At 70.6% G+C, this 22,726-nt stretch carries 23 protein-coding genes; 14 read left to right on the forward strand and 9 right to left on the reverse strand.

Annotated elements, in window-relative coordinates; all coding sequences use genetic code 11:
- Positions 1-6: 6 nt before the first annotated feature.
- Entirely contained in the window at positions 7-540 is a 534-nt protein-coding gene (locus tag ABD908_RS06670; RefSeq protein WP_344992679.1) for a phosphoribosyltransferase, read from the reverse strand.
- Between the two features lie 131 nt (positions 541-671).
- Between ABD908_RS06670 and ABD908_RS06675 the strand changes: the two genes are divergently transcribed.
- From ABD908_RS06675 to ABD908_RS06685, 3 genes are all read left to right on the forward strand, one after another.
- Positions 672-1,247 carry a TerD family protein gene (locus ABD908_RS06675; protein ID WP_344992682.1) on the forward strand — a complete coding sequence of 192 codons (576 nt, stop codon included), beginning with the start codon at positions 672-674 and terminating at the stop codon, positions 1,245-1,247.
- 127 nt (positions 1,248-1,374) lie between these two features.
- On the forward strand, positions 1,375-2,484 hold the full coding sequence (locus tag ABD908_RS06680) for a DUF475 domain-containing protein (protein ID WP_344992685.1): 1,110 nt from the start codon (positions 1,375-1,377) through the stop codon (positions 2,482-2,484).
- A gap of 17 nt (positions 2,485-2,501) precedes the next feature.
- Positions 2,502-3,695 (forward strand): hypothetical protein, encoded by a 1,194-nt coding sequence (locus tag ABD908_RS06685; RefSeq protein WP_344992689.1) that lies wholly within the window; start codon positions 2,502-2,504, stop codon positions 3,693-3,695.
- Between the two features lie 56 nt (positions 3,696-3,751).
- Here the strand turns inward: ABD908_RS06685 and ABD908_RS06690 are convergent, their stop codons facing one another.
- Positions 3,752-4,384: a vitamin K epoxide reductase family protein gene (locus ABD908_RS06690; protein ID WP_344992692.1), complete on the reverse strand. Its 633-nt coding sequence runs from the start codon at positions 4,382-4,384 to the stop codon at positions 3,752-3,754.
- 92 nt (positions 4,385-4,476) lie between these two features.
- Positions 4,477-5,337, reverse strand: coding sequence for an NUDIX hydrolase (locus tag ABD908_RS06695; protein WP_344992695.1), 861 nt, complete (start codon positions 5,335-5,337; stop codon positions 4,477-4,479).
- A gap of 69 nt (positions 5,338-5,406) precedes the next feature.
- Between ABD908_RS06695 and ABD908_RS06700 the strand changes: the two genes are divergently transcribed.
- Entirely contained in the window at positions 5,407-5,859 is a 453-nt protein-coding gene (locus ABD908_RS06700) for a MarR family winged helix-turn-helix transcriptional regulator (RefSeq protein ID WP_344992697.1), read from the forward strand.
- A 97-nt stretch (positions 5,860-5,956) separates the two neighbouring features.
- Complete coding sequence (locus tag ABD908_RS06705) at positions 5,957-6,079, forward strand: hypothetical protein (protein ID WP_344992700.1); 123 nt, start codon at positions 5,957-5,959, stop codon at positions 6,077-6,079.
- Positions 6,080-6,103: 24 nt separating this feature from the next.
- Here ABD908_RS06705 and ggh read toward each other — a convergent pair whose 3' ends face one another.
- On the reverse strand, positions 6,104-7,444 hold the full coding sequence (gene ggh, locus ABD908_RS06710; RefSeq protein ID WP_344992703.1) for a glucosylglycerate hydrolase: 1,341 nt from the start codon (positions 7,442-7,444) through the stop codon (positions 6,104-6,106).
- 78 nt (positions 7,445-7,522) lie between these two features.
- On the opposite strand from ggh, the gene ABD908_RS06715 reads away from it, so the two are divergent.
- The 4 genes from ABD908_RS06715 to ABD908_RS06730 all read left to right on the forward strand — a co-directional run bounded on the left by ABD908_RS06715 (position 7,523) and on the right by ABD908_RS06730 (position 11,360).
- Positions 7,523-8,782 carry an ATP-binding protein gene (locus ABD908_RS06715; RefSeq protein ID WP_344992706.1) on the forward strand — a complete coding sequence of 420 codons (1,260 nt, stop codon included), beginning with the start codon at positions 7,523-7,525 and terminating at the stop codon, positions 8,780-8,782.
- A complete protein-coding gene (locus tag ABD908_RS06720) occupies positions 8,779-9,840 on the forward strand; it encodes a tetratricopeptide repeat protein (protein WP_344992709.1) in 1,062 nt (353 codons plus the stop codon). Before ABD908_RS06715 ends, ABD908_RS06720 begins: the two co-directional genes overlap by 4 nt.
- Positions 9,841-9,870: 30 nt before the next feature.
- On the forward strand, positions 9,871-10,557 hold the full coding sequence (locus ABD908_RS06725; RefSeq protein WP_344992712.1) for an SDR family oxidoreductase: 687 nt from the start codon (positions 9,871-9,873) through the stop codon (positions 10,555-10,557).
- 107 nt (positions 10,558-10,664) lie between these two features.
- A complete protein-coding gene (locus ABD908_RS06730) occupies positions 10,665-11,360 on the forward strand; it encodes a hypothetical protein (RefSeq protein WP_344992714.1) in 696 nt (231 codons plus the stop codon).
- Here the strand turns inward: ABD908_RS06730 and ABD908_RS06735 are convergent.
- On the reverse strand, positions 11,311-11,583 hold the full coding sequence (locus ABD908_RS06735) for a hypothetical protein (protein WP_344992717.1): 273 nt from the start codon (positions 11,581-11,583) through the stop codon (positions 11,311-11,313). The genes ABD908_RS06730 and ABD908_RS06735 overlap by 50 nt on opposite strands.
- Positions 11,584-12,044: 461 nt before the next feature.
- Between ABD908_RS06735 and ABD908_RS06740 the strand changes: the two genes are divergently transcribed.
- Positions 12,045-13,007: a hypothetical protein gene (locus tag ABD908_RS06740; RefSeq protein WP_344992720.1), complete on the forward strand. Its 963-nt coding sequence runs from the start codon at positions 12,045-12,047 to the stop codon at positions 13,005-13,007.
- 488 nt (positions 13,008-13,495) lie between these two features.
- Here the strand turns inward: ABD908_RS06740 and leuS are convergent, their stop codons facing one another.
- Entirely contained in the window at positions 13,496-16,354 is a 2,859-nt protein-coding gene (gene leuS, locus ABD908_RS06745) for a leucine--tRNA ligase (RefSeq protein ID WP_344992723.1), read from the reverse strand.
- A gap of 62 nt (positions 16,355-16,416) precedes the next feature.
- On the opposite strand from leuS, the gene ABD908_RS06750 reads away from it, so the two are divergent.
- Both ABD908_RS06750 and ABD908_RS06755 read left to right on the forward strand, forming a co-directional pair.
- The gene (locus ABD908_RS06750) at positions 16,417-16,911 is read left to right on the forward strand and encodes an SdpI family protein (RefSeq protein WP_344992725.1); all 495 of its coding nucleotides are present in this window, start codon (positions 16,417-16,419) and stop codon (positions 16,909-16,911) included.
- A 7-nt stretch (positions 16,912-16,918) separates the two neighbouring features.
- The gene (locus tag ABD908_RS06755) at positions 16,919-17,914 is read left to right on the forward strand and encodes a bile acid:sodium symporter family protein (RefSeq protein ID WP_344992728.1); all 996 of its coding nucleotides are present in this window, start codon (positions 16,919-16,921) and stop codon (positions 17,912-17,914) included.
- Between the two features lie 73 nt (positions 17,915-17,987).
- Here ABD908_RS06755 and ABD908_RS06760 read toward each other — a convergent pair whose 3' ends face one another.
- Positions 17,988-18,986 (reverse strand): ABC transporter substrate-binding protein, encoded by a 999-nt coding sequence (locus tag ABD908_RS06760; RefSeq protein ID WP_344992731.1) that lies wholly within the window; start codon positions 18,984-18,986, stop codon positions 17,988-17,990.
- 107 nt (positions 18,987-19,093) lie between these two features.
- Complete coding sequence (locus ABD908_RS06765) at positions 19,094-19,696, reverse strand: YqgE/AlgH family protein (protein WP_344992733.1); 603 nt, start codon at positions 19,694-19,696, stop codon at positions 19,094-19,096.
- A gap of 87 nt (positions 19,697-19,783) precedes the next feature.
- On the opposite strand from ABD908_RS06765, the gene ABD908_RS06770 reads away from it, so the two are divergent.
- Together ABD908_RS06770 and ABD908_RS06775 are read left to right on the forward strand one after the other, a co-directional pair.
- Positions 19,784-21,136 carry an MFS transporter gene (locus tag ABD908_RS06770; protein WP_344992736.1) on the forward strand — a complete coding sequence of 451 codons (1,353 nt, stop codon included), beginning with the start codon at positions 19,784-19,786 and terminating at the stop codon, positions 21,134-21,136.
- On the forward strand, positions 21,126-21,737 hold the full coding sequence (locus ABD908_RS06775) for a hypothetical protein (protein ID WP_344992739.1): 612 nt from the start codon (positions 21,126-21,128) through the stop codon (positions 21,735-21,737). Before ABD908_RS06770 ends, ABD908_RS06775 begins: the two co-directional genes overlap by 11 nt.
- Before the next feature lie 2 nt (positions 21,738-21,739).
- On the opposite strand, the gene ABD908_RS06780 is transcribed toward ABD908_RS06775, so the two are convergent.
- Positions 21,740-22,726 (reverse strand): esterase/lipase family protein (locus ABD908_RS06780; RefSeq protein ID WP_425584351.1); only part of this gene is annotated, 987 nt, incomplete at its 5' end.

Raw genomic sequence — 22,726 nt, forward strand, 5'->3', positions numbered from 1 at the left:
AGGCGATCAGCAGCGCGAAACCACCGGCAGCCCGCTCGCCGAACTCACCGGCGGCTCGGCCGACCACGGAAACATGATCCACTCGTCGGTACGCCGCCAGACGAAGTCGGGTTCGACGACCGCCGCGGACTTGACGTACAGCACGGCCGACCGCGCCTCCGCGCAGTGGCCGCGCAGCAGGTCGAGTACGAGCGCGAGTGTCCTGCCCGAGTCCGCGACGTCGTCGACCACCAGCAGCCGCTTGCCGCGGATCGCATCGGTGTCCAGCATCGGCGCGAGTAGAACGGGATCCGGCAGCGTCTGGTGCACGTCGGTGTAGAACTCGACGTTGATGGCATCCGCGAGCTTGACCCCCAACGCGTATGCGAGGTGCCCGGCGGGTAGCAAACCGCCACCAGCCACGGCGATGACGATCTCGGGCCGGTAGCCGCGGTCGACGATCACCTGCGCGAGCTCCCGGCCGGCGATCCCGAACAGCTCCCACGTCAACACCTCCTTGGTGTCGAGATCGGACGAGTCGGCGTGGTACGCGGCGGCCATCCCGCAGACCCTAAGCGAACCCGGCCGATCGCTCCAACCGAAGCGCAAGCCGCGCTTCAGCCTCTCCGCTACGCTCGGACAAGACGGAATAAACGGCACAGAGTGTGCCGATCCGGACACCGGGAGGATTCATGGGCGTCAGCCTGAGCAAGGGTGGGAACGTGTCGCTGACCAAGGAGGCGCCGGGCCTGACCGCCGTCGCCGTCGCGCTGGGCTGGGACGCCCGGACCACCACAGGCGCGGACTTCGATCTGGATGCGAGCGCCCTCGCGCTGGGCGCAAATAAGAAGGTGCTGTCGGACCAGCACTTCGTGTTCTTCAACAACCTGCGGTCGCCGGACGGCTCGATCGAGCACACCGGCGACAACCTCACCGGCGAGGGTGAGGGCGACGACGAGACCATCCACGTCGACCTCGCAGCGGTGCCGCCGAACGTCGACACGATCACCTTCCCGGTGTCGATCTACGAGGCCGACCAGCGCGGGCAGTCCTTCGGGCAGGTGCGCAACGCCTACATCCGCGTCGTCAATCAGGCCGACGGGCGCGAGGTGGCGCGATACGACCTCAGCGAGGACGCGTCCACCGAGACCGCGATGATCTTCGGCGAGCTGTACCGAGGCGGCGCCGACTGGAAGTTCCGGGCCATCGGACAGGGTTACGCCTCGGGCCTCGCGGGCATCGCACGGGACTACGGCGTCAACGTGTAGACGCGCGGGCGGCCCCGCGGCATGGCCCGACGGCCGAGCGGCATCGTCGCCGCCCGGCCGTCGCCGCCTACCGAAGCCCGATTCATCCCCTATGCTCCCGTTGCCCGCCCTGGAAGGTACTCGAAAAGTGGTCGTTCGGATATTCGGGATGTCGGTGGTCGTCGCCACCGTCTCGCTCGTCGTCGCATTCGTCTACGGAGGCACGACCGCCCTCGCACTCACCGCGATCCTCGGCGTACTCGAGGTGACCCTGTCGTTCGACAACGCCGTCATCAACGCCACGATCCTCGAGCGCATGAGCGCGGTGTGGCAGAAGATCTTCCTCACCGTCGGTGTGCTCGTCGCCGTCGTCGGCATGCGGCTGTTGTTCCCGCTCGTCATCGTGTGGCTCTCCGCCGGGCTGACCCCCGTCAAGGCCTTCGATCTCGCGCTGAACCCGCCGGCCGGGGGCGCCGCGTACTTCGCGGACGGCTCACCCAGCTACGAGACCATCCTCACCAGGGCGCACCCGCTCATCGCCTCGTTCGGTGGCATGTTCCTACTGATGCTCTTCCTGGGCTTCCTCTTCGAGGAGAAGGAGATCACCTGGCTCACCTGGATCGAACGGCCACTCGCGCGCATCGGCAAGCTCGATCAGCTGCCGGTAGTGGTGGCCGGGGTCCTGCTGCTGGTCACCGCCGAGTTCATCACCCCCGAGCACGAGCGCTACAACGTGATGGTCTCGGGTGTGCTGGGCATCATCACGTACCTGTTAGTCAACGGTCTCGGCGAGCTGTTCTCACCTCAGGACCACGCCGAACACGCCGCCGAGGGCCATGCGGGCCCCACTGAGCTGGCGAAGGCGGTCGGCAAGGCCGGCTTCTTCCTGTTCATGTACCTCGAGGTGCTGGACGCGTCGTTCTCGTTCGACGGTGTGATCGGCGCGTTCGCGATCACCGCGGACCCGATCATCATCGCGCTCGGCCTCGGCTTCATCGGCGCGATGTTCGTCCGCTCACTGACGGTGTATCTGGTCCGCAAGGGGACGCTGGCGGAGTACGTGTACCTCGAGCACGGCGCCCACTGGGCGATCGGCGCCCTGGCGGTGATCCTGCTGTATTCCATCGGTACCGAGGTGCCCGAGGTGGTGACGGGCCTCGTCGGTCTCGTTCTGATCGGTGCGGCGCTGGTCTCCTCCATCATCCGGAAGCGCAGCCGGCCCGACCGGGACGCCGAGCCGTCGAAGACCCTCGTGTGACCACTACCATCACGGACGTGGCCCGGAACCGTACGCGGCGCATCTTCGGGGGCCGGGGGGACGACGATCTCACCGGTCCCTCGCCGGCCGCGGCGGCGATGACCCAGGCGTTTCTCGCAGCCGACGGGCTGTTCACCGAGATCGACGTCGATGTAGCGACGGCGTCCGAGGTCGGGCGTGGTGAGCCGGCCCGACGCTGGGGCCCGATCCGCGACCGGTACGCCGCTGCCACGGACCAGTACATGCAGCTCATCCGGAGCGACGAGGCCGGGCGGCGACCGAATCCAGCCGCGTACGACGCGTGCACCCGGCTGCTCACGGACACCAACGCCCTCATGCAGCGGTTCGCGAGGGAGAATCGGAACGAGTTGATCGCCGCCCGCGGCGCACGGTTCGAGGCGGAACGGAGCCTCCACGACGCGCGCGTCTCTGCCGCACGGGCCGCGGAGGCGCTCGCCACCGTCGACGCCCGCTACGCGGTGTACCCGTCCGTCACCGGCGCCGCGGACGCGCTCGAGCGGGCGCTCGGCCTACTCGAGACCACGCTCGGGGCGCCGGACGGTGCCGCGGCGGCCGCCGAGATCATGCGTGCCGCGGACGCCGCGCAGGCCGCCGTCGACGCCGCACCCGGTCGAGACACCGAGGCGCGCAACGCCCTGTCGTCCGCACGGACACGTCTCGCCGCCGCGCGCACGCGCACGGACCTGATCGCACCGATCCGTTCGGCGCTGCTCCGTGAGTTCAGCGCCACGTGCTCCACCGACCTCATCGACAACGACCGCGTCGCCGCCGACCGGGCGGCCGCGGCCGAACAGCTGCTCGACGATGCCCAGGCCGCGATTCTCCGCAGCGAACCCGAATCGGCCCTCGCCTGCGTGACCACCGCCCGGGAAGCGCTGCGAACGGCCGACGACGCCGTCGACGCGGTGCGCGAACGGCTCGAACTGCTGCGCGGCATCAAGTCCGATCCCACGGCCGCCGAGAAACGGGTGCGCTTCCGGCTCCGCGACGCCCAGCAGCTGGCGATGCAGCGTGGAACCGTCATCGAGTGGGGTTCCGTGCTGGACGCGCAGTCCGACCGCATCGACCGCGCCCGCGGGTTGCTCGACCGCGTGCACCCGGACTTCTGGGGCTACCACCAAGCGCTGACCGCGATCGACGGCGACCTCACCCGCGTCATCGACCGCGTCCGCGGCAGGGCGTCGTCGTGACCGACACACCCCGCGCCACGCCGCGCTCCCGCACATGCAGCGGACCCTCCCGCGGGCTATAGCGAGCCGACGATGTTCAGCTTCACCTGAGCGAGCAGGAGGATCACCACATACAGGAGCGCGGTGATCAGCAGGAGCCACGGCCTGACGAGGTCGCCGATGCCTTGCAGGCCGGCGCCGAACCGCCCTGCCACCATGTTGTGGACGGTGACGGCCAGCCACATCGGGATCACGACGGCGTAGACGAGCGAGCACCACGGGCACAGGGTTCCGATGGAGAAGATGCTCTCGTAGGCGAGCCACGCGATGAACCCGATGGCGAACCACATCCCGGCGTTGAACACGAGCCAGAACCAGGCCGGGAAGCGGACCCGCCCAAGTAGTCCCATCCCGACGACGATCGGGGCGGGGAACATCATCAGGCCGAGCAACGGGTTCGGGAATCCGAAGACCCGTCCCTGCCACGACAGGATGTTCTTGCCGCACTGCAACCTCTGACTCACCATGCACCCGAGGTGGGCGGTGGGGTTGCCCAGCAGCGTGATGTCGTCCTGTGTCAGCGCGAACGCGGCGATCAGTCCCAGCGCGCCGCCGACGACGAGCAGCACCGCGAGCGCGGTATGCCGCGGGGCGACGACATCCGGGCCGGCCTCGTCGATCTCCTCGGTCCGGGTGGTCGGTGTGTTCACCCGGCCAGTCTATGGGGCGGTGGCCGCGGGGTGACGTGGCCGACAGGGCGGTCTATTCGGACACTGAATCAATCCGTTCAGCGCAGCGTCCCTCACACCACCGTCTGATCTCCCCCGTACATCTGCTCGCCCACCCGACGCCCCAGCTGCACGAGGGCGTCGGGCAGGGCGAGGTACGGGCCGTCGGTGTCCACCTCGACGTGCGGCTGCACCGGTATCATGGCCCGATCTGCGGCGAAAACCGCTGCCGTGGAGCCCAACTCGTACAGCTCCAACATCGTGCAGTACTGCGGTGGCATCAGCGGGAGCTCGCGGGCGTCGGCCGCGCGGATCGCCTGCGTCACCTGGTGCCACTCGTTGCTGACCGCCTCTCGCGAGCCGCCGACCGCCGTCTGGCCGTCCGGTACCCGCGCGGCCAGGAAATACGTGCGGTAGCGCCGCTTCTCGAACGGCGGCGTGATCCACAGCGCCCACGGCACCAGCAGGTCCGCGCGCAGCGTGAGGTCGTGCTCGGTCAACAGGTCCGCGAGCGAGATCTCGTGCGCGGCGAGTCGCTCGCGGTCCCGGCGCAGAGACACGGCACTCGTGTCCGGCACGGCACCGTCGGCCCCGCAGGCCAGGAGCACGCCGCACTCCTCGAACGTCTCGCGCACGGCCGCGACGACGATCCGCATCGCCTGGTCGGCATCGGTCCCGAACCGCTCGGCCCACCACGCCGGGTCCGGCCCCACCCAGGACGGCACGGGCTCACCGTCGCCGGCGTCCAGGCCGCCACCGGGAAACACCGCGGTCCCGGCCGCGAACGCCATTGTCGAGGCGCGGCGGAGTAGGTGGACCTCGAGTTCCCCGCCGTCGCGCAGCAGCACCACGCTCGCGGCCATCCGCGGCTCCGGCGCGCCCGCTCGGGCGGCGGCCGCCTCGGCCCCGGCGGGCAACCTGATCGTCGGATCCACGCGCACTCCCTCCGGCCGCACCGCACGCGGATCGGCCTATCGATCGATGATCGCTACACTCCTTACTCCATGGGGACCGATGACGCGGCTGATCCGGGTGAACTGGCCGCTCGACTGCGGCCCGCGTTGAACCAACTGCACTTCATGATCCGTCGCCGCACGCCCGGACCCGACCTGACTCCGTCCCAGCAGTCGGTGTTGTCGACGCTCATGGCGACCGGGCCGATCCGCATGGGTGAGCTCGCCCGGCTCGAGCGGATCCGGCTCCCCTCCACCACCAGCGCCGTCGACGGCCTGGAGCGGCAGGGCCTCGTCGAGCGCACCACCGATCCGACGGACCGGCGCGCGGTGGTGGTCCAGTTGTCGCCAGAAGGCATCGCGACCACGCAGGAGCTACAGCGTGCGCGTAACGAGGCACTGGCGGGCTTCCTCGCCACCCTGTCGACGGGTGAGCGCGAGAACCTGTACACCGCCATTCCGGCGCTGAACCGGCTCACCGAGCTCTATCGCTCGGAGCCGTGACCGCTCGAGCCCCGGTGCGTCGAGCACCCCGACCGGCTCGGTGCCCGGAGTCCGCCCCGCGGTCCTGACGGCGATCGGCGCTCTCCTGTGCGCCACCATGCTGAAGTCCGACGCCGCAGCTGCCGCCGCCCGGCTCGGCGAGCGGATGTCCTGCATCCTGGCGGTCCTGGTGTACGGCGTGCTGCTGCGCGGCCGCCCCGCTGTACATCGGTGCGAGTAGTTCCACCGCCCGACCACAGGCGCGTCAGCCGAGCCAATCCAGGACCGACGCGGCGGTCCAGCTCTGCTGCATCGAGCCCAGCGCCTCACCGGTGAACGGCTCGTAGTACTCCGCGAAGCTGCCGTCGGACGCCTGCCGCAGCCCCTCCTCCCGCAGCAACGCCGAGCGATCCGCCCAGCCGCGCCGAGCGAAGGCCCACGAGAACAGCCAGGTCATCACCGGCCACACCGGGCCGCGCCAGTACTCCCGCGGCCGGAACGCCGCCGCGACCGGCGAGGTCGACGGGGGCACGGCGTACCGGAGGTCGGGGTGCCCGCAGTAGCGCGGGCCGTCGAACAGTCTCAGCAGCGACCGCTCGGTGTCCCACGGCAGCCCCCCGACCAGCAGCGGGGAGAACACCGCCAGGGTCTCGGTGTGCACGGCTCGGCCGGTGAGGACGTCCACGTCGTGCGCGGCCCCGGTCCGGGGATCGGCGGTGGCGTTGACGCCGACGGCGAACCGGGCGGCGTACTCCCGCAGCTCGCGGACATCGGACAGGGGCTTCGCATGGTCCTCCCCGATCCGCGCCAGGGTGTCGGACGCGACGGACATGATCGCGCTGACGAACACGTCCTCCATCTGGAACGACATCACCTTCGGCAGTTCGGTGTCGCTGTAGTGGCACCGCTTCATCTGCTCCACCAGCCACATGTAGCGGTCGTACTCGACGTCACTCGGCCGCTGGGACGCATCGGTGACGACGTGGTTGTCCTCGCGCTGGTAGGGCGGCAGATCGCCGACGACGACGCGGGAGTACGCCGGATCCCACCGCGGCGAGTTGTCCATCCCCGACTCCCAGCCGTGGTACAGCGTGATCCGGCCGCGGCCCTGCGGGTCGCGCGCCGCCGCCAGCCAGCGGTGCCAGGCCATCAGGTTCCCCCACCGCCGGTCGAGGAACTCCTCCGCCACGCCGCGCACCGTCCGGCCCCGGCGGCGCGCGCGCTCGAGGATCCGCTCGACGGCGATGGCGTGCACCGGAGGCTGACAGATGCCCGACGTGGCGGGTGAGGCCGGAGCGTCGGGGGACAGCTGCGCGCACTGCCAGCGGGCAGGGCCCGGGAAGTACCCGTCGACCCCGTTGGCGAACACGATGTGCGGGATCATGCCGTTTCGCCACTGCGCGGTGAACAGGTGGTCGAGCTCGGCGGCGGCGCGCTCGACGGACAGCGACGCGAGCCCGACGGTGACGAACGCCGCGTCCCAGGACCACTGGTGCGGGTACAGCCGGGGTGCGGCGGAGGTCATCGTGCCGCGGTCGTTGCCCCGCAGCAGATATGCGGCACGGGCCGCGAGCTGGGTCGGGCTGAACATCGGGGCGGACGGCATTCGACCATTCTGGCCGGTGGTCGCCCGGTCCGCAGCGCGCGCCGTCGGCCCCGCCCGTCCGTCGCTACCCTGGGCTGCATGACCGGCGACCCCGTGCTCGACGCCCTCCGATCCGCCATCGGCGCATCACCCGAGGTCCCCGACCTGCGGATCCGCCTGATCGAGGTGCTCATCGACCGCGGCGACGTAGCCGGCGCCGTGTCCGAATGCGCCGCCGCGCTCACCGTGCTCCCGGCCGACGCGCGCTTCGTCGACCTCCTCACGCGCGCCACATCGGGGACCGCCGGGCCGACGGTGGCCGCTGCGCCACCGTCGGGCGGGTTCGACTGGGCGTCGGCCGAGGCCGATCTCGGCGTGCCCACTCCCCCGCCCTTCGTCGACTACCGGCCCACTCCGGACGCGCCGCCCACCGCCTCCGACTCGGCCGCTGCGCACGATCCGGCCGCCGAGGTGGTCGACGACATCGATATCGAACTCCCCACCGTGCGCATGGCCGACGTGGCAGGCATGGACGACGTCAAGAAGCGCCTCGATCTCGCGCTGTTCGCGCCGCTGCGCAATCCCGAGGTGGCCCGCGCGTACGGGATGAGCACCCGCGGCGGCCTGCTGCTGTACGGGCCACCGGGCTGCGGCAAGACGTTCCTCGGCCGGGCGATCGCCGGGGAACTGGGAGCGCGGTTCATCCAGGTGGGGATCTCCGACGTGATGAGCCGCTGGCTCGGGGACAGCGAGCGGGCACTGCACGCGGTGTTCGAGACCGCGCGCCGCAACGCGCCGGTGGTGCTGTTCTTCGACGAGCTGGACGCGTTGGGACACAAGCGGAGCGGGATGTCCGGCGACTCGGGTCTGCGACCCCTGGTGAACCAGCTTCTCGTGGACACCGACGGCGCGGGCGCCTCGAACAGCGGCGTCTTCGTGCTCGGCGCCACCAACCACCCGTGGGACGTCGACCCGGCCCTGCGGCGGCCGGGGCGGTTCGACGCCACGGTCCTCGTGACACTGCCGGACCCGCCCGCCCGCGCGGCGATCGCCCGGCACCACCTGCAGGGCAGGCCGGTAGCAGGGGTCGATCTGGGCAGGATCGCCTCGGAGACGGTCGGATTCAGCGGCGCGGATATCGCCGGGGTGTGCACGCTTGCCACGCAACGTGCGCTCGCGGACTCGGTGGCGTCGGGCACCGTCCGGCCCGTCACGCAGGCGGACGTCGACGGGGCGATCGCCACGACCCGGCCCAGCACCGGCAGCTGGTTCACCGCCGCCCGCAACGTGGTCGATTACGCGAATACCGACGGCACCTACGACGACCTGGCTCGGTATCTCAAGCAGCGCAGACGGTGACGGATCCCGACAGTGGCGCCGCGGTCGCGGAGGCGTACCGCTCGGCAGGCCGGTTCGAGGAGGCGATCACTCAGGCTCGGCAGGTGCTGGCGACGGCGCCCCAGCACCGGGCCGCGCTCACCACCCTCGGCTGGGCTGCGGCCGCGGCCGAGCGGCCCAGGATAGCGGAGGACGCCGCGCGGCGCCTCCTCGCGGGAGGTGCGCCGGGCGTGAGCCCACTTCTGCTGCTGGGCTTCTCATTGGCCGGGCAGAAGCGCACCGTAGAGGCTGTCACGGCCGTGAACGCCGCGATCGCGCAGGAGCCGGGCAACGCCGGCGCCCACCGGACGCGGTCACTGATCCTCTGCGATGCCGATCCGCGCGACGCGCTGACCAGTGCCAACATCGCCGTGCACCTGGAACCCGATGCAGCCCAGTCACATCTGGCGGCGGCGCGGGCGCTGCTGGCGATGAACAACACTCGCGACGCCCGCCGTGCCCTCGAGCGGACACTCGAGCTGGATCCGACGGACGCGACCGCCACGCACCTCATGGCCGTGGTCGACGGCGCACAGTGGCGGATGCGGGACGGCCTCCGCGGCCTCCTGCGCGTGGGTGCGCTCGACCCGCAGCGGGCGGCCGGGATCGCACACACGGTGCGGTGGATGACGCGGCGGGCCGCGATCGCCGCGATCGCCCTGTTGGCGCTGTGCACGCTGCTGGTGCTGACCGCCGGCACGCGGCCGACGCCGGAGTCTGCGCCGAGTGGGGCGGTATCGGACACCGTCACCGTCGGGGGCCGGATCGGCGCGGGCATGGCCGTGCTGGGCGTCCTCGCGGTGCTGGCGTGGTTGATCCTGGCGACGCCCGGCCCCGCGCGGCGGGTTCTGCTGCGCGCCGTGCTGACCGATGTGGCCAGCGTGGCGTTCCTCGTGGTGATCGCGCTGTGGCTCGCGTGCCTCGTGACCGCGGCGCTGGTGGGGAGCGTTGCGCCGCTGGGTATCGCGCTCGGGATCGTGATCGTGGCGGGCTTCGTGCGGTTGGCGGCCGCGGCGGCGGGTAGCGCCCGCCGACGGTGACTGTGCCCCGCTCCGGATAGCCTGGGGCACATGACGGATCCCCGCCCCACCGCCTTGATCACCGGCGCCTCCCGCGGCGTCGGCGCCGAGATCGCCCGACAGCTCGCGCCGACCCACGACCTGGTGCTGGGTGGACGGCCGTCCGCTCGGCTGAACGCCGTGGCCGACGAGCTCGGCGCGGCGGCACTGGCCGTCGACCTCACCGACCACGCAGCGCTCGCCGCCGCCGTTCAGGGGGCCGAGGGGATCACAAGCCTGGACGTGCTCGTGCACAGCGCGGGGTTCGCGTCGATCGGGCGGCTGGAGGACTCGACGGCGGCTGAGTGGCGGCAGATGTTCGAGGTGAATCTACTTGCCACCGTGGAGCTCACCCGGCTCCTACTGCCTGCCCTGCGGGCCGCCGGGGGCCACGTGGTGTTCCTCAACTCCGGCGCCGGGCTCTTCGCGCACCCGGGTTGGTCCGCCTACGCCGCAAGCAAATTCGGTCTCACGGCGTTCGCGCAGGCGCTTCGGGCCGAGGAGCCGGCACTGCGCGTGACCAGTGTGTTCCCGGGACGCATCGACACCGAGATGCAGCAGGGGATCTACGCACAGGAGGGGCGTGATTACGCCCGCACCGGCCTGCTGCGGCCCGACACCGTCGCCGCCGCGGTCGTCGGTGCGATCCGCACGCCGGGCGATGCACACCCCGTCGACATAGTGCTGAAGCCTCGGTAGCCGGGTTCCGCAGATCCCGCATCGGCCCCGGTTCGCCGGTGACAGAATGCTGTTCATCGTTGGAGACGTATCGATCTGAACCGGGGGTTCTGATGCAGGTTCGGCGGGTGAGCGCGGCCGTGGTCACGACACTCGTGGTCGGGGGTGTGATGGGAGCCCCGGGCGTCGCAGCCGCCGCGCCGACGGGGTCGGCCCGGCCCACGACACCGGAGTCGCAGCTGCTGCTGGGTCCTGGCGAGTTCCCGGTCGGCTACCAGTACGTGGCGGTATCGCCTCGCGACCTCGCGGACGTCGGATCGGCCATCGGATCTGTGTTGGCGCACGGCTCGGTGACGCCGGCGGGATGCGTCCAGCTGCCGTCGGCTGCGATGTTCGCTCACTCGGCGGCGAGTACGAATCTCTCTCTGGCGGTGAATAAGACGCGACGCAGCAGCCTCAGTGAGGCGCTACTGGCCGGCGGCGGCCACGCACGGCACTCGCTGCCTGCCCGGTGCCGGCATCTGCGGCTACGGTTCGCCGTCCCGGACACCGGGGGTTCTGTCGATGAGCGGCTGGACATCTCGGGGATCCGTCCGGCGGGGGTCCCGGCGGACGCCGTGGTGATCTCTGAGCAGGCGACGGGAACCGTCACGGGACGAGGGCGGACGGTGCCGCTGCGGCAGAGCCAGTTGATCGGCATGGCCCCCGTCCGCGGCTACGCCGTGATGGTGCAGGCGATCACGACCAACGCCGGCCCGGCCGACATGGCGGGATTCACCACGACGCTGGCGCGCGCCGTCGACAAGGTCGCGCGCGCCCGGTAGCCCGGCCCATCGCGAGGAGTACGGCCTCCCCCGGCCCGTGCACCGTCGGGCTGCGGCCGTGCGCGAAGTCGACATCGTCGGCGACGAGGCGCACACCGCGCGCGTGCCAGGGGCCCCGGATCGGCGGCGCCAGGACGGCGAAGCGCATGGCGGTCACGAGCGCGTCCGGGGCGATCGCGCGCGGCAGGCGCAGGGGCCGACGGATGTCCTGCTGGTGGATCATGCCGTCCAGCAAAGCTACTCGGGCTCCGAAAGCACACGTGAGCGTGCGCGGGCGTGTGTGCGCTCGGGCTGATCGCGACGACTTCCTGCGGGTCTCGCTCGCGCTGCTGAGCGACGCCGAGCGCGTTGCCCCCGCCGGGCTGGCGAGCGCCCGCGACCATGTTGCACCGCCCAGTCGGTGTACAGGCTCGACGTGTCCCACTGCGCCGCCGTCAGTCCCATCAGGAGATCGACGAGCTCAGAGCGATCGTGTGTCGCCATGGTCCTGACGGCCTCGCCCATCGGTCTCGTCCCTCCGTCGGATGCCTGGAAGCCTCCTCAGTGCGGTCCATCTATCAGTACGGACCAACGATGTTCGATTCCAGCGTTCCGCGTAACGCTGGAATCGAAAACCTGTCCGACCCCCGGGCTAGCATCGACAGCAATCGAACCAGGCCTCGAACCCCGGAGGGAACACCACTGATGACCAGCATCTTCGACCCCACCCCAGCCACCGACCTCACCGACGACCAACTCGCCGAACGACTCATCGGCTACGCCTCCCAGATGGCCGCACTCACCGCCCGCTTCCTCGACCACCTCGCCGCCTTCGACACCCGACACGGCTGGTCCGGCCACGGCATCCTCTCCTGCGCCCACTGGCTGTCCTGGAAGACCAGCCTGTCGCTGCGCACCGCCCAAGAACACCTCCGCATCGCCCACACACTCGAGAACCTGCCCCTCACCCACGCCGCATTCACTGCCGGCACCCTCTCCTACTCGAAGATCCGCGCCCTGACCCGCGTCAGCACCCCCGACCACGAAGAGGAACTCGTCCGATTCGCCCACTCCGCCACCGCCGCCCACACCGAACGCATGTGCGCCGCGATGCGCACCCTCGACCACCTCGACCACCAGGACCCGGACGCCGAGGACACCGCACCACCGCCCGCATCCGGCGCCCGCCGGCGATGGAACGACGACGGCACCCTCACCATCACCGCGAAACTCACCGCCGTCGACGGCGCCCACCTGCTCGCCGCCACCGTCCGCGCCGAATACGACCGCACCCGCACCGCAACCGACCCCGCCCTCCCCGATCCCCCCACCAGCGAGAACGCGGACACCACAGCCGACGAGAACGCGGACACCGCATCCGGTGAACACCCGGCGGCCGACGACGCGCACCGCCACACCGACCTGTGGGCCAACGTCCCCCGCAACATCGCCCCCGCACTCGTCGCCATGGCCGACGCCGTCATCGACGCACCCCCATACCGCAGATCGCCCCCGGAGCCGAGATCCTCATCCACGAGACCACCGGCACCGCCACCCTCGACGACGGCCCCCAGCTACATCCCGCCGAACGCGCCGAAACCGCCTGCGGCGCCGCCCTCCGCCTCGTCGGCCACGCCCCCACGCCAGCCGACACCGACCAGCACGTGAACGACGGCGGCATACAGATCGGCGGCACCCGACTCGGCGCCGTCCTGCACTGGGGTCGCCGACGCCGCACCCCCACCACCTCATCCTGCTCTGCAGCCAACACCACCGACAACTGCACCAACAGGTCTTCTCCATCACCCCGCTCGGCCGGCAACGATTCGCGTTCCACGGAACCGACGGCCAACCCCTCCAACAGGCCCCCATCCCCGAAGCACCCGCAGACTGGGCACCCTGGGACCACATCCCCACCTGCGCCGTCACACCCACCAACCCCGGAAAACTCGACCTCCCCTACGCCACCGACGTCATCCGCACCGCCTGGAGATGGCGCCAGAATCAGACCACCACCACCCGTAGAAGCGCCGACGCCGCCGCCTAGCGAGGCGTCGGGCCCCGGTGAGCCGGTAGGTCTCGTCGGGGTTCCACCCGGCGATGAGATCTCCTCAACGGACGGCGGCATGTCGGCATTCCCATTACGAAAGACAATCTCAGGGAACGATATTCACCATCTTGCCCGGTACGACGATGACCTTCTTCGGAGCACCGTCGAGCAAGGCCGCGATCTTGGGGTCGGCGAGTGCGGCGGCCTCGATCGCGGCGCTGGAGGCGTCCGCGCCAACGGTGATGCGGCTGCGCACCTTGCCCTTCACCTGGACGGGGATCTCGACGGTGTCCTCGACCAGCCACGACTCGTCGGCCACCGGGAACGGGCCGTGCGCGAGGGACTCGCTGTGGCCCAGGCGCTCCCACAGCTCCTCGGCGATGTGCGGAGCGACCGGGGCGAGCATCAGGACGAGCGGCTCGGCCAGGGCGCGCGGGGCACCGTCGGGGTAGTTCTTGGTGAGGTGGTTGGTGAGCTCGATCAGCTTCGCGATCGCGGTGTTGTCGCGCAGCCCCGAATAGTCCTCGCGCACACCGGCGATCACCTTGTTCAGCAGCCGCTGACTCTCGTCCGCCGGGACGTCGTCGGTGACCCGCAGCTCGCCGGTCTCCTCGTCGATCACCGCGCGCCAGGCCCGCTGCAGGAACCGCTGGGCGCCCACGACGTCCTTGGTGGCCCAGGCGCGATCCTGGTCGAGGGGGCCCATCGACATCTCGTACACGCGCAGGGTGTCTGCGCCGTAGTCGCGGCAGATGTCGTCCGGCGCAACGGAGTTCTTCAAGGACTTGCCCATCTTGCCGTACTCGCGGGCGACCTCGGCGGCGCCGTAGAAGTACTTCCCGTCGCGCTCGACGACCTCCTCGGCCGGCACGTACACGCCGCGGGCGTCGGTGTACGCGTGGGCCTGGATCATGCCCTGGTTGTACAGGCGGCGGTACGGTTCGCGGGAGGTCACGTATCCGAGGTCGAACAGCACCTTGTGCCAGAACCGCGAGTACAGCAGGTGCAGCACCGCGTGCTCGACGCCGCCCACGTACAGGTCCAGCCCGCCCGGGTCGGCCGGGCCGTGCAGCTCGGGCCGCGGCCCCATCCAGTACGCCTCGTTCCGCCTGTCGCAGAACGCATCCGGGTTGGTGGGGTCGATGTAGCGCAGCTGGTACCAGGAGCTACCCGCCCACTGCGGCATGACGTTGGCGTCGCGAGTGTAGTCCTTCAGGCCGTCGCCCAGATCCAGGTCGACATGCATCCAGTCGGACGCCTTCGCCAACGGGGGAGACGGCTCGCTGGCGGAATCGTCCGGGTCGAACGAGACCGGCGCGTAGTCATCGACCTCCGGAAGAAGCACGGGCAGAAGCGTTTCCGGCAGTGCGTGGGGGGCACCGTCACCGTCGTACGCGATGGGGAAGGGCTCGCCCCAGTACCGCTGCCGCGCGAACAGCCAGTCGCGCAGCTTGAACTGGACGGTGCCGTGGCCGGCGCCGAGCTTCTCCAGGTAGGCGATGACCGCGTTCTTGGCGTCCGCGATGGTGAGGCCGGCCAGGTCGATCTCGTCGTTGGCCGAGTTCACCAGCGGGCCGTCGCCGGTGTACGCGGCATCGGCGACACCGCCGTCGCTGCCGATGACCTCGACGATCGGCAGTCCGAACTCGGTGGCGAACTCGTAGTCGCGGGTGTCGTGCGCGGGCACGGCCATGATGGCGCCGGTTCCATAGCCCATGAGCACGTAGTCGCCGATGAAGATCGGTACCGCCGTACCGTTCACCGGGTTGACGGCGGTGGTGCCCAGGAAGACGCCCGTCTTCTCCTTGTTCTCCTGGCGCTCGAGGTCGCTCTTCGCGGCGATCGACGCCCGGTAGGCCGCGACGGCCCCGACGGGGTCGGCGGCGCCGCCGGTCCAGCGCTGATCGGTGTCGGCCGGCCAGGCGTCGGCGACGAGTTCGTCGACCAGCGGGTGCTCGGGGGAGAGCACCATGTAGGTGGCGCCGAACAGGGTGTCGGGCCGGGTGGTGAAGACCTCGATGTCGCGCGCCGCCCCCGCACGGTCGTGAGCGGCGAACCGCACCCGTGCGCCGTTGCTGCGCCCGATCCAGTTGCGCTGCATGGCCTTGACCTTCTCGGGCCAATCCAGATGCTCGAGGTCGTCGATCAGCCGGTCGGAGTATGCCGTGATCCGCATCATCCACTGCCGCAGCTGCTTCCGGAAGACGGGGAAGTTGCCGCGCTCGCTGCGGCCGTCGGCCGTGACCTCCTCGTTGGCCAGCACCGTACCCAGGCCGGGGCACCAGTTGACCAGCGAATCGCTCTGGTACACCAGGCGGTGCGAGTCGATCACGCGACCGCGCTCGGCGGCCGACAGCTGTGCCCACACCCGGCCGTCGTCGAGTGTCCGTGCCCCCGAGTCGAACTCGGCCTCCAGCTCGGACACGGGTCGAGCGCGGTCCTGGGCGGTGTCGTACCAGGCGCCGAAGATCTGCAGAAAGATCCACTGCGTCCAGTGGTAGAACTCCGGATCGGTGGTGGAGACGCGGCGGCGCTCGTCGTGCGCCAGACCCAGCTTGCTGATCTGGTCGAGGTATCGCTCGATGTTGGCCTCGGTGGTGATCCGCGGATGTGTACCGGTCTGCACCGCGTACTGCTCGGCGGGCAGACCGAAGGCGTCGAAGCCCATCGTGTGCAGTACGTTCGCGCCGTTCATCCGGTGATACCGGCCGTACACGTCGGTCGCGATGAAGCCGAGCGGGTGGCCCACGTGCAGACCCGCGCCCGACGGGTACGGGAACATGTCCTGGATGAACAGCTTGTCCGCCGGCAGCTCACCGGCCAGCTCGCCGACGGGGTTGTTCGCGTTGAAGACCCCCCGGCTGAGCCATTCCTTCCGCCACCGCTGCTCGAGGGAGCCCGCGAGCTCCGCCGAGTAGCGGAACCTCGGGCCGGAGGGGGTGGCGGTCTCGTCGGTCGCAGTCACGCCTACCAGCGTAAAGCGTGCCCGCGGCAGGAACGAAACCGGCCGAAACCTATAGTGGAGGAGTGTTTGTGCTGGTAGTGCTCCTCGCGGTGGCCGCGATCGCCGCCCTCACCGTCGGCGTCGTGGGCCTCGCCGGCAGGCTGCGCCGCAACCGCTGGGTCGGCGTCCGCAACGAGCAGACGCTCAGCGACGAGGTGCTGTGGCGGACCGCGAACCGGGTGGCCGGACCCGCGCTGATCGTCGCGGGTGGGATCCTCGCCGTCGGTGCCTGGTCGACCGCGACGTTCGGTGCGCCGTGGGGCTACGCGTACTTCGGTGGGACGCTGGTGGTCGGTATGTTGCTCGCCGGGTTCGGCGCCCTGCAGGGGGCGCGCGCGGCATCCATCCAGGCGCGCATCCAGACCGGGCAGGTCACCGCCGGGCCCGCCCCGGCACCGTCGGACCCGGACGGCGACCCCGCTGACGCCTGTGGCGTGTCCGGCGGCTGCGGTTCGTGCGCACTGGCCGGGCTGTGCACCTCGCACGCCCCCGCCGACGACCTACCGCCCGCCCGCTGAGACGCCGATGAAGGGACTGCTCGCCCGTCTCAAGATCGACGGGTTCATCCTCGCGATCCTGATCACTGTGCTGGTCGCCACGCTGGTCCCGGCGAAGGGCCCGGCGGTGCGGTGGGTCGACGACCTGGTGACGGTGGCGATCGCCCTGCTGTTCTTCCTGTACGGCGCGCGGATCCACCCGCGTGAGGCGCTCGCCGGGCTCGCGCACTGGCGGCTGCACCTGACCATCCTGGCCTTCACCTTCGTGTTGTTCCCGCTGGTGGGGGAGGCCATCCGGTTCCTGCCGAGCGCCGTGTTCGACAAGAGCCTGTACGCGGGGGTGCTGTTCCTGTGCGTGGTGCCGTCGACAGTGCAGAGCTCGATCGCATTCACCTCGATCGCCGGCGGCAACGTGCCGGGTGCGATCGTGAGCGCGTCGGCGTCGAATCTGCTGGGTGTGTTCGTGACGCCGCTACTGGTGTTCGCGCTGATGTCGTCATCGGGGGAGGTGTCGTTCCACGGCTCCGCCGTCGTGGACCTGCTGCTGCAGCTGCTGCTGCCGTTCGTGGTGGGCCAGCTGGCCCGGCCCTGGGTGGGCGACTGGATCACACGGCACGGCGGAGCTCTGAAGTACGTGGACCGCAGCTCGATCGTGCTGGTGGTGTATTCCGCGTTCTCGGCGGGTGTGCGCGAGGGCATCTGGCACACCGTCTCGTGGCTGTCGATCCTGGAGCTCGTGATCCTGGCGGTGGTACTGGTCTCGCTGATGCTGTGGCTGACCCTGTTCGTGGCGCACCGGTTGGGCTTCGACCGCGGCGACTCCATCGCCATCCAGTTCTGCGGAACGAAGAAGTCACTGGCCACCGGCCTACCGATGGCCGCGGTGCTGTTCGCCGGACAACCGGTCGGGCTGATCGTGCTGCCGCTGATGGTGTTCCACCAGGTGCAGCTGATGATGTGCGCCTGGATCGCGGGGCGGTACGCGCGGGAGTTGCCGGCGCACATCGAGCAGAACCCGGTCTGACGCAGGGCCCGACCGCGTCATACGCCGGGCCCGACGGTGCCCGGCACCGTCGGGCCCGCTTCGGCTGCGCCGGCTAGGCCACCGCCGGCTGCTCGGCGGCGATCTTCAGCTGGGGGCCGATCTTGGCGAGGACCCATGCCCGGCTCACGGAGCTGGGCATGTTCAGCGACATGATGGTCGGCAGGTCGGTGACCACCGTCGCCCCGGCCTTCACCTGCGGCAGGTCTGCATAGCCGGGGAGCTTCGCGAGATCTGCAGCGGTCGCGCCGTTCGGGTAGATCGCCATGAAGTTCGCCGCGATGGTCGGTAACAGCTCGAGCGAGACGTAGCCGCGGCCACCGCCCTCGGTGCCCGAGTCGAACGCTGGGTTGCTGCGGATCGCCTTGGGGACGTTCATGCCGAGCTCGGTGAAGAGCTGATTGGCGGAGTCCCTGGGATCGGCGACGAGGTTGATCTGTCCGCTGGATGCGGTGTACTGGGCGACGAGCGCCGTCTTGCCCCGCAGGCCCGGGTACTTCGCAGCGAAGTCTGCGACGTTCTTCCTGTCCGCGGCGATGACCTCCCGGGCCTTGTCCTCCATCCCGAGGACCTTGCCGAGCGCGGTGAGCTGGGCCTTCCACCCGGCGCCGTCGCCCTCGTCCGACAGTCCGCCGAGCACCTTGGTGACCGGGCTGAGCGCCTGGAAGTTGCTCTTGCTGACGATGTAGGCGTCACCGACGAACAGGTCCGGCTTGTACGCGGCGATCCGCTCCACCGGCAGCGTCTTGCCGTCTGTCGCCTTGATGACCGGCACGCCATCGAGCTTGCCGGCCTCCCACGGAGTGGGGATCGCCTGCCCGTACTGCACCACCGCCACCGGCTTGATGCCCAACGCCAGCAGGTTGTCGATGGAGTAGCCCGCCGCCACGATGCGCTTGGCGCCGACGGGGAACTCGGTGGTGCCGTTGGCCTGCGAGACCGTCACGGTCGCCGACGCGGCAGAGGAGCCGGCCGAGTCGCTGGAACCGCAGGCGGAGGCCACCAGAGCCACCGCGGCCACGCCCGCCGTCAACCTGATCAGTCTGGATTTCACTTCGCTGTGCTCCTCGGTAACCCCGCGCTCGAAGCGCAGACGCAAGCGGCCTGTCCGCTTTAGGAGAGGCTAACCTATTGGACGATCTGGAGCGATGGCCAGCCTGGTCAGTTCAGCGAGAGATCCAGCGGGTGCGTAGCGAGCAACGCCACCGGCATCGGCTGCCGGCGCAGCACGCGGCCCCACAGGTCGACCCGCGGTGGCACCAGCACGTCGGCGTGGTGCGAGGCGCACGTGATCCAGTCGTCGCGGGCCAGCTCGTCCTCGAGCTGCCCCATGCCCCAGCCGCTGTACCCCGCGAAGATCCGCACACCGTCGAGCAACTCGTCCATCATGTCCGCGTCGGCGTCCAGGTCGACCAGGACCACGCGGCCGGCCACCGGCTGCAGACCGGCGATGCCGCCCACGTCGAGCCCCGCCTTCACCACGCCGAGACACAGCGCCGCGGTCTGGTTGACCGGGCCGCCCACGAACACGGCCTTGGGCTTCGCCGCGAGGTCGTGCCAGCGGGGGAGCACGCTCTGCACCGACGACTCGCTGGGACGATTGAGCACCACGCCGAGACTGCCCGAGTCGTTGTGCTCGATCATGAACACCACCGACCGTCGGAACGTCGGCTCGACCAGCGTGGGTGCGGAGACCAGGACGGTTCCGGCCTGCACCCTGGTACCGGCGGAGGAGGGGAATTCGTCAGACTGATCACGACCCACGTGTCAATCATCGCACGCGACGGCCACTGTCGTGGGCCCGATACGGGGGCTGCGGAGTACCGGGGCCGGGGTGCGTAGGCTTCAACTGTGACTTCGCCGCCCGTCCGCCCGCCGGAGCGGAAGGCCACGTGGCGGCAGTTCCGTGACGTCCCCAACCTGCTGCGTCTGCTGGGCGTCCGACTCGCCAGCCAGTTCACGGACGGGTTGTTCCAGGCCGCCCTGGGCACGGCGATCATCTTCAACCCCGAGCGCGCGACGACCGGCTCCGCGATCGCCGCCGGCCTGGCGGTGCTGCTACTGCCGTACTCGCTGGTGGGCCCGTTCGCCGGCGCGCTGCTGGACCGGTGGGACCGCCGCCAGGTATTCATCGGCGCCAACTGCCTGCGCGCCGTCCTCATCCTGATCACCGCCGTGGTGGTGGGGCTGGGCGGCACCGAGACGGCCATGCTGGTCGCCGCGCTCGCGGTGGGCGGGGCGTCCAGGTTCGTCGCGTCCGGCCTCAGCGCGGCTCTCCCGCACGTCGTGGAGCGCGAACAGGTGGTCGCGATGAACGCCGTGACGACCACTGCGGGTTCCGCCGCGACCGCGGTCGGCGCCGGGACGGCGGTGCTGCTGCGGGAGGTGTTCGGGGCGGGCAACGTCGGAAGCGGCGCGACGATGGTCGTCGCCGCGGTGACGGCACTCGTGGGTGCGGGAGTGGCGGCACGGTTCCCGCGGCGCGTCCTAGGCCCCGACCACGTCGAGGACGACGGAACCGTCGAACTGCCGCTCGAGGATCCGCACCATCCCGGTCCGCTCCGAGCCATCGCGACGGGGCTTGCGCACGGCGCGCTCGCGGTGTGGCGGGCGCCGACGGTGGCCGCGGCGCTGTCGGGCGTGGGCGCTCACCGGATGGTGTTCGGCTTCAACACGCTGATGCTGCTCCTGCTGGCGCGGTACCGCTTCTCCGACGGTTCCCTGGGGCTGACCGGGTTCAGCGCGGTGGCGGGTGCGACGGGCGTGGGCATGCTGCTCGCGGCCGTGGTGACACCGGTCTCGGTCGCCGCGGTGGGTCGCCGCACGACCCTCGTGGCGGCGCTGGCGGTGAACATCGCTGCGGAGCTGACGATGCTCACCATCTCGTTTCCGGTGATCGTGGCCGCAGCAGGGGTGTTGGGCCTGTTCGGGCAGGTGGTCAAGCTGAGCGGTGACGCGGCGATGCAGACCGACGTCCCCGACGAGCGTCGCGGGCAGGTGTTCGCGTTCCAGGACGCGCTGTTCAACACCACCTACGTGGCCGCCATGGCGATCGCAGCGCTGGTGGTGCCGCACGACGGCGGGTCCCGTCCGCTGCTGGTGGTCGGTGCGGTGCTGTACACCGTGGCGATCGGGGCGGTCCTGGCGTGCTACGCCCGGGGAACCGATCGGCGGGCTGGTGCGTCCAATAGGTATGGGGGCTGATCTACTCGAGTACTGGTTCGGGCTGGGCGACGGCGCTGTGCACACCTGGCGGTCGGCGGCGTCCGCGGGACTGGTGCGGCTGGACTTCGACGGTGACGGGCGCGCCGACGACGCGATGCTCGACTTCGACGGTGACGGGCGCGCCGACCTGTCCGCGCTGGACCTCGACGACGACGGCCGGCTGGACGCCTTCTTCGCTGACGACGGCACCGGCGTGTGGGCACTCGCGCAGGAGGCGCCCGCACACGTCCCCGACCCCGTGGGGGACGTGCACCGGGCCGCGAGCCGGGGCTCGGGCACCGAGACGGGTGGCCGGGCAGGCAACCCCGCGGACGGGGGCGGCGAGCTCGCGGTACGGGTGCGCGACACCGTCGACTTCGACGGGAACGCGGGTGGGACCGGGACACAACCGGACGATGTGGTCGCGGGAGACCTCGTGTGGTCCGGCGTGAGCACCAACCCCGACGAGCCGGGGGCGCGGCAGGTGTACGCCGACGTCGACGGTGACGGGACGCTGGACACCGTCGTGTTCGACACCGACGGGGACGGGCGCGCCGACGGTGCGGTGACCCGTCCGCCGACGAATCCCGTGCGCCGATGATCTCAGTCGCCGGTGAAGGGGACGACCGGGTAGCAGGGGACGACGCGGGGGTGCTCCGGGTCCAGCGCGTTGAGCACCATGTACGCGGCGCGGCGCGAGCCGCAGATCGCGAGGTGGTCGGAGAGATCGACGCCGCAGGTGTCCTGCACCACGATGTTGTGCACCTCGATGCCGGGCGGGCCCGGCACCTGTCCACTCGTGTACGGAATCACGAGCTCGTCGTAGCGCGTCGAGATGTTCCAGTACTCGATGCCCTCGAGGTACGGCGTCCCGCCCGCCCAGATCTGCTGCAGGACGGTCGAGCCCGGCAGCATCTCGCCGAGGGAGTGGAAGCCGGGGATGAACGTCTGGCTCAGTCCGAGTCGCCCGGCGACCGCCAGCGCCATTCGGCCCAGGTCGCCACCCGTTCCCCGCCACATCGGCGCGAGTGAGATGTAGCGCCGGATCTTGGCGCCGCCGCCGAGGACCTTCGCGTAGTAGGCGGGGACGAGGGTGCCCTGCGAGTGCCCGACGATGTCGACCTGCTCCGCGCCCGTCGCGGCCAGCACCCGGTCGATGAAGGCACCGAGCTCGACGGCGCTCTCTTCGATCGGGCGCATACCGCCGATCTGGTCGAGCGGCCAGCGCGCGCCGCGTGGTGCGCCGTAGGTCAGGGCGAACACGCTGAATCCGGCGTTGTGCAGGAGCGGGACGTAGGCGCCCCAGTTGGTCTGGCGGCCACCGCCCGTCCCGTGCACCAGGACGACGGGGATCGGGTGCTCGGGCGACGGATGCCGGTCGAAGTCGTTGGAGCCGGGCAGCGAACCGTCGCGATTGCGCAGCTCGAACGGAATCCCCGCGAAGAAGTCGAAGTCCTCCGGCAGCCTCGGGGCGACGGCACCGTCGGCGCCCTCCGTGCCGGCACCGGCACCGTCGGCCCGCCGCGCAGCGCCGGTAGGCGCGACCAACGTTCCCGCGGTCCCCGCCCACACCGCGCCGAGCGCGCCGAC

It is taken from the genome of Tsukamurella soli, assembly GCF_039541155.1.
GTDB lineage: Bacteria > Actinomycetota > Actinomycetes > Mycobacteriales > Mycobacteriaceae > Tsukamurella > Tsukamurella soli.

Coding starts and splice junctions, on each gene's coding strand:
- ABD908_RS06735 (WP_344992717.1), bottom strand. CDS start 11,583: ATGATCCACCAGCAGGACATCCGTCGGCCCCTGCGCCTGCCGCGCGCG.
- ABD908_RS06700 (WP_344992697.1), top strand. CDS start 5,407: ATGGGGACCGATGACGCGGCTGATCCGGGTGAACTGGCCGCTCGACTG.
- ABD908_RS06705 (WP_344992700.1), top strand. CDS start 5,957: ATGCTGAAGTCCGACGCCGCAGCTGCCGCCGCCCGGCTCGGCGAGCGG.
- ABD908_RS06675 (WP_344992682.1), top strand. CDS start 672: ATGGGCGTCAGCCTGAGCAAGGGTGGGAACGTGTCGCTGACCAAGGAG.
- ABD908_RS06715 (WP_344992706.1), top strand. CDS start 7,523: ATGACCGGCGACCCCGTGCTCGACGCCCTCCGATCCGCCATCGGCGCA.
- ABD908_RS06725 (WP_344992712.1), top strand. CDS start 9,871: ATGACGGATCCCCGCCCCACCGCCTTGATCACCGGCGCCTCCCGCGGC.
- ggh (WP_344992703.1), bottom strand. CDS start 7,444: ATGCCGTCCGCCCCGATGTTCAGCCCGACCCAGCTCGCGGCCCGTGCC.
- ABD908_RS06740 (WP_344992720.1), top strand. CDS start 12,045: ATGACCAGCATCTTCGACCCCACCCCAGCCACCGACCTCACCGACGAC.
- ABD908_RS06670 (WP_344992679.1), bottom strand. CDS start 540: ATGGCCGCCGCGTACCACGCCGACTCGTCCGATCTCGACACCAAGGAG.
- ABD908_RS06775 (WP_344992739.1), top strand. CDS start 21,126: ATGGGGGCTGATCTACTCGAGTACTGGTTCGGGCTGGGCGACGGCGCT.
- ABD908_RS06755 (WP_344992728.1), top strand. CDS start 16,919: ATGAAGGGACTGCTCGCCCGTCTCAAGATCGACGGGTTCATCCTCGCG.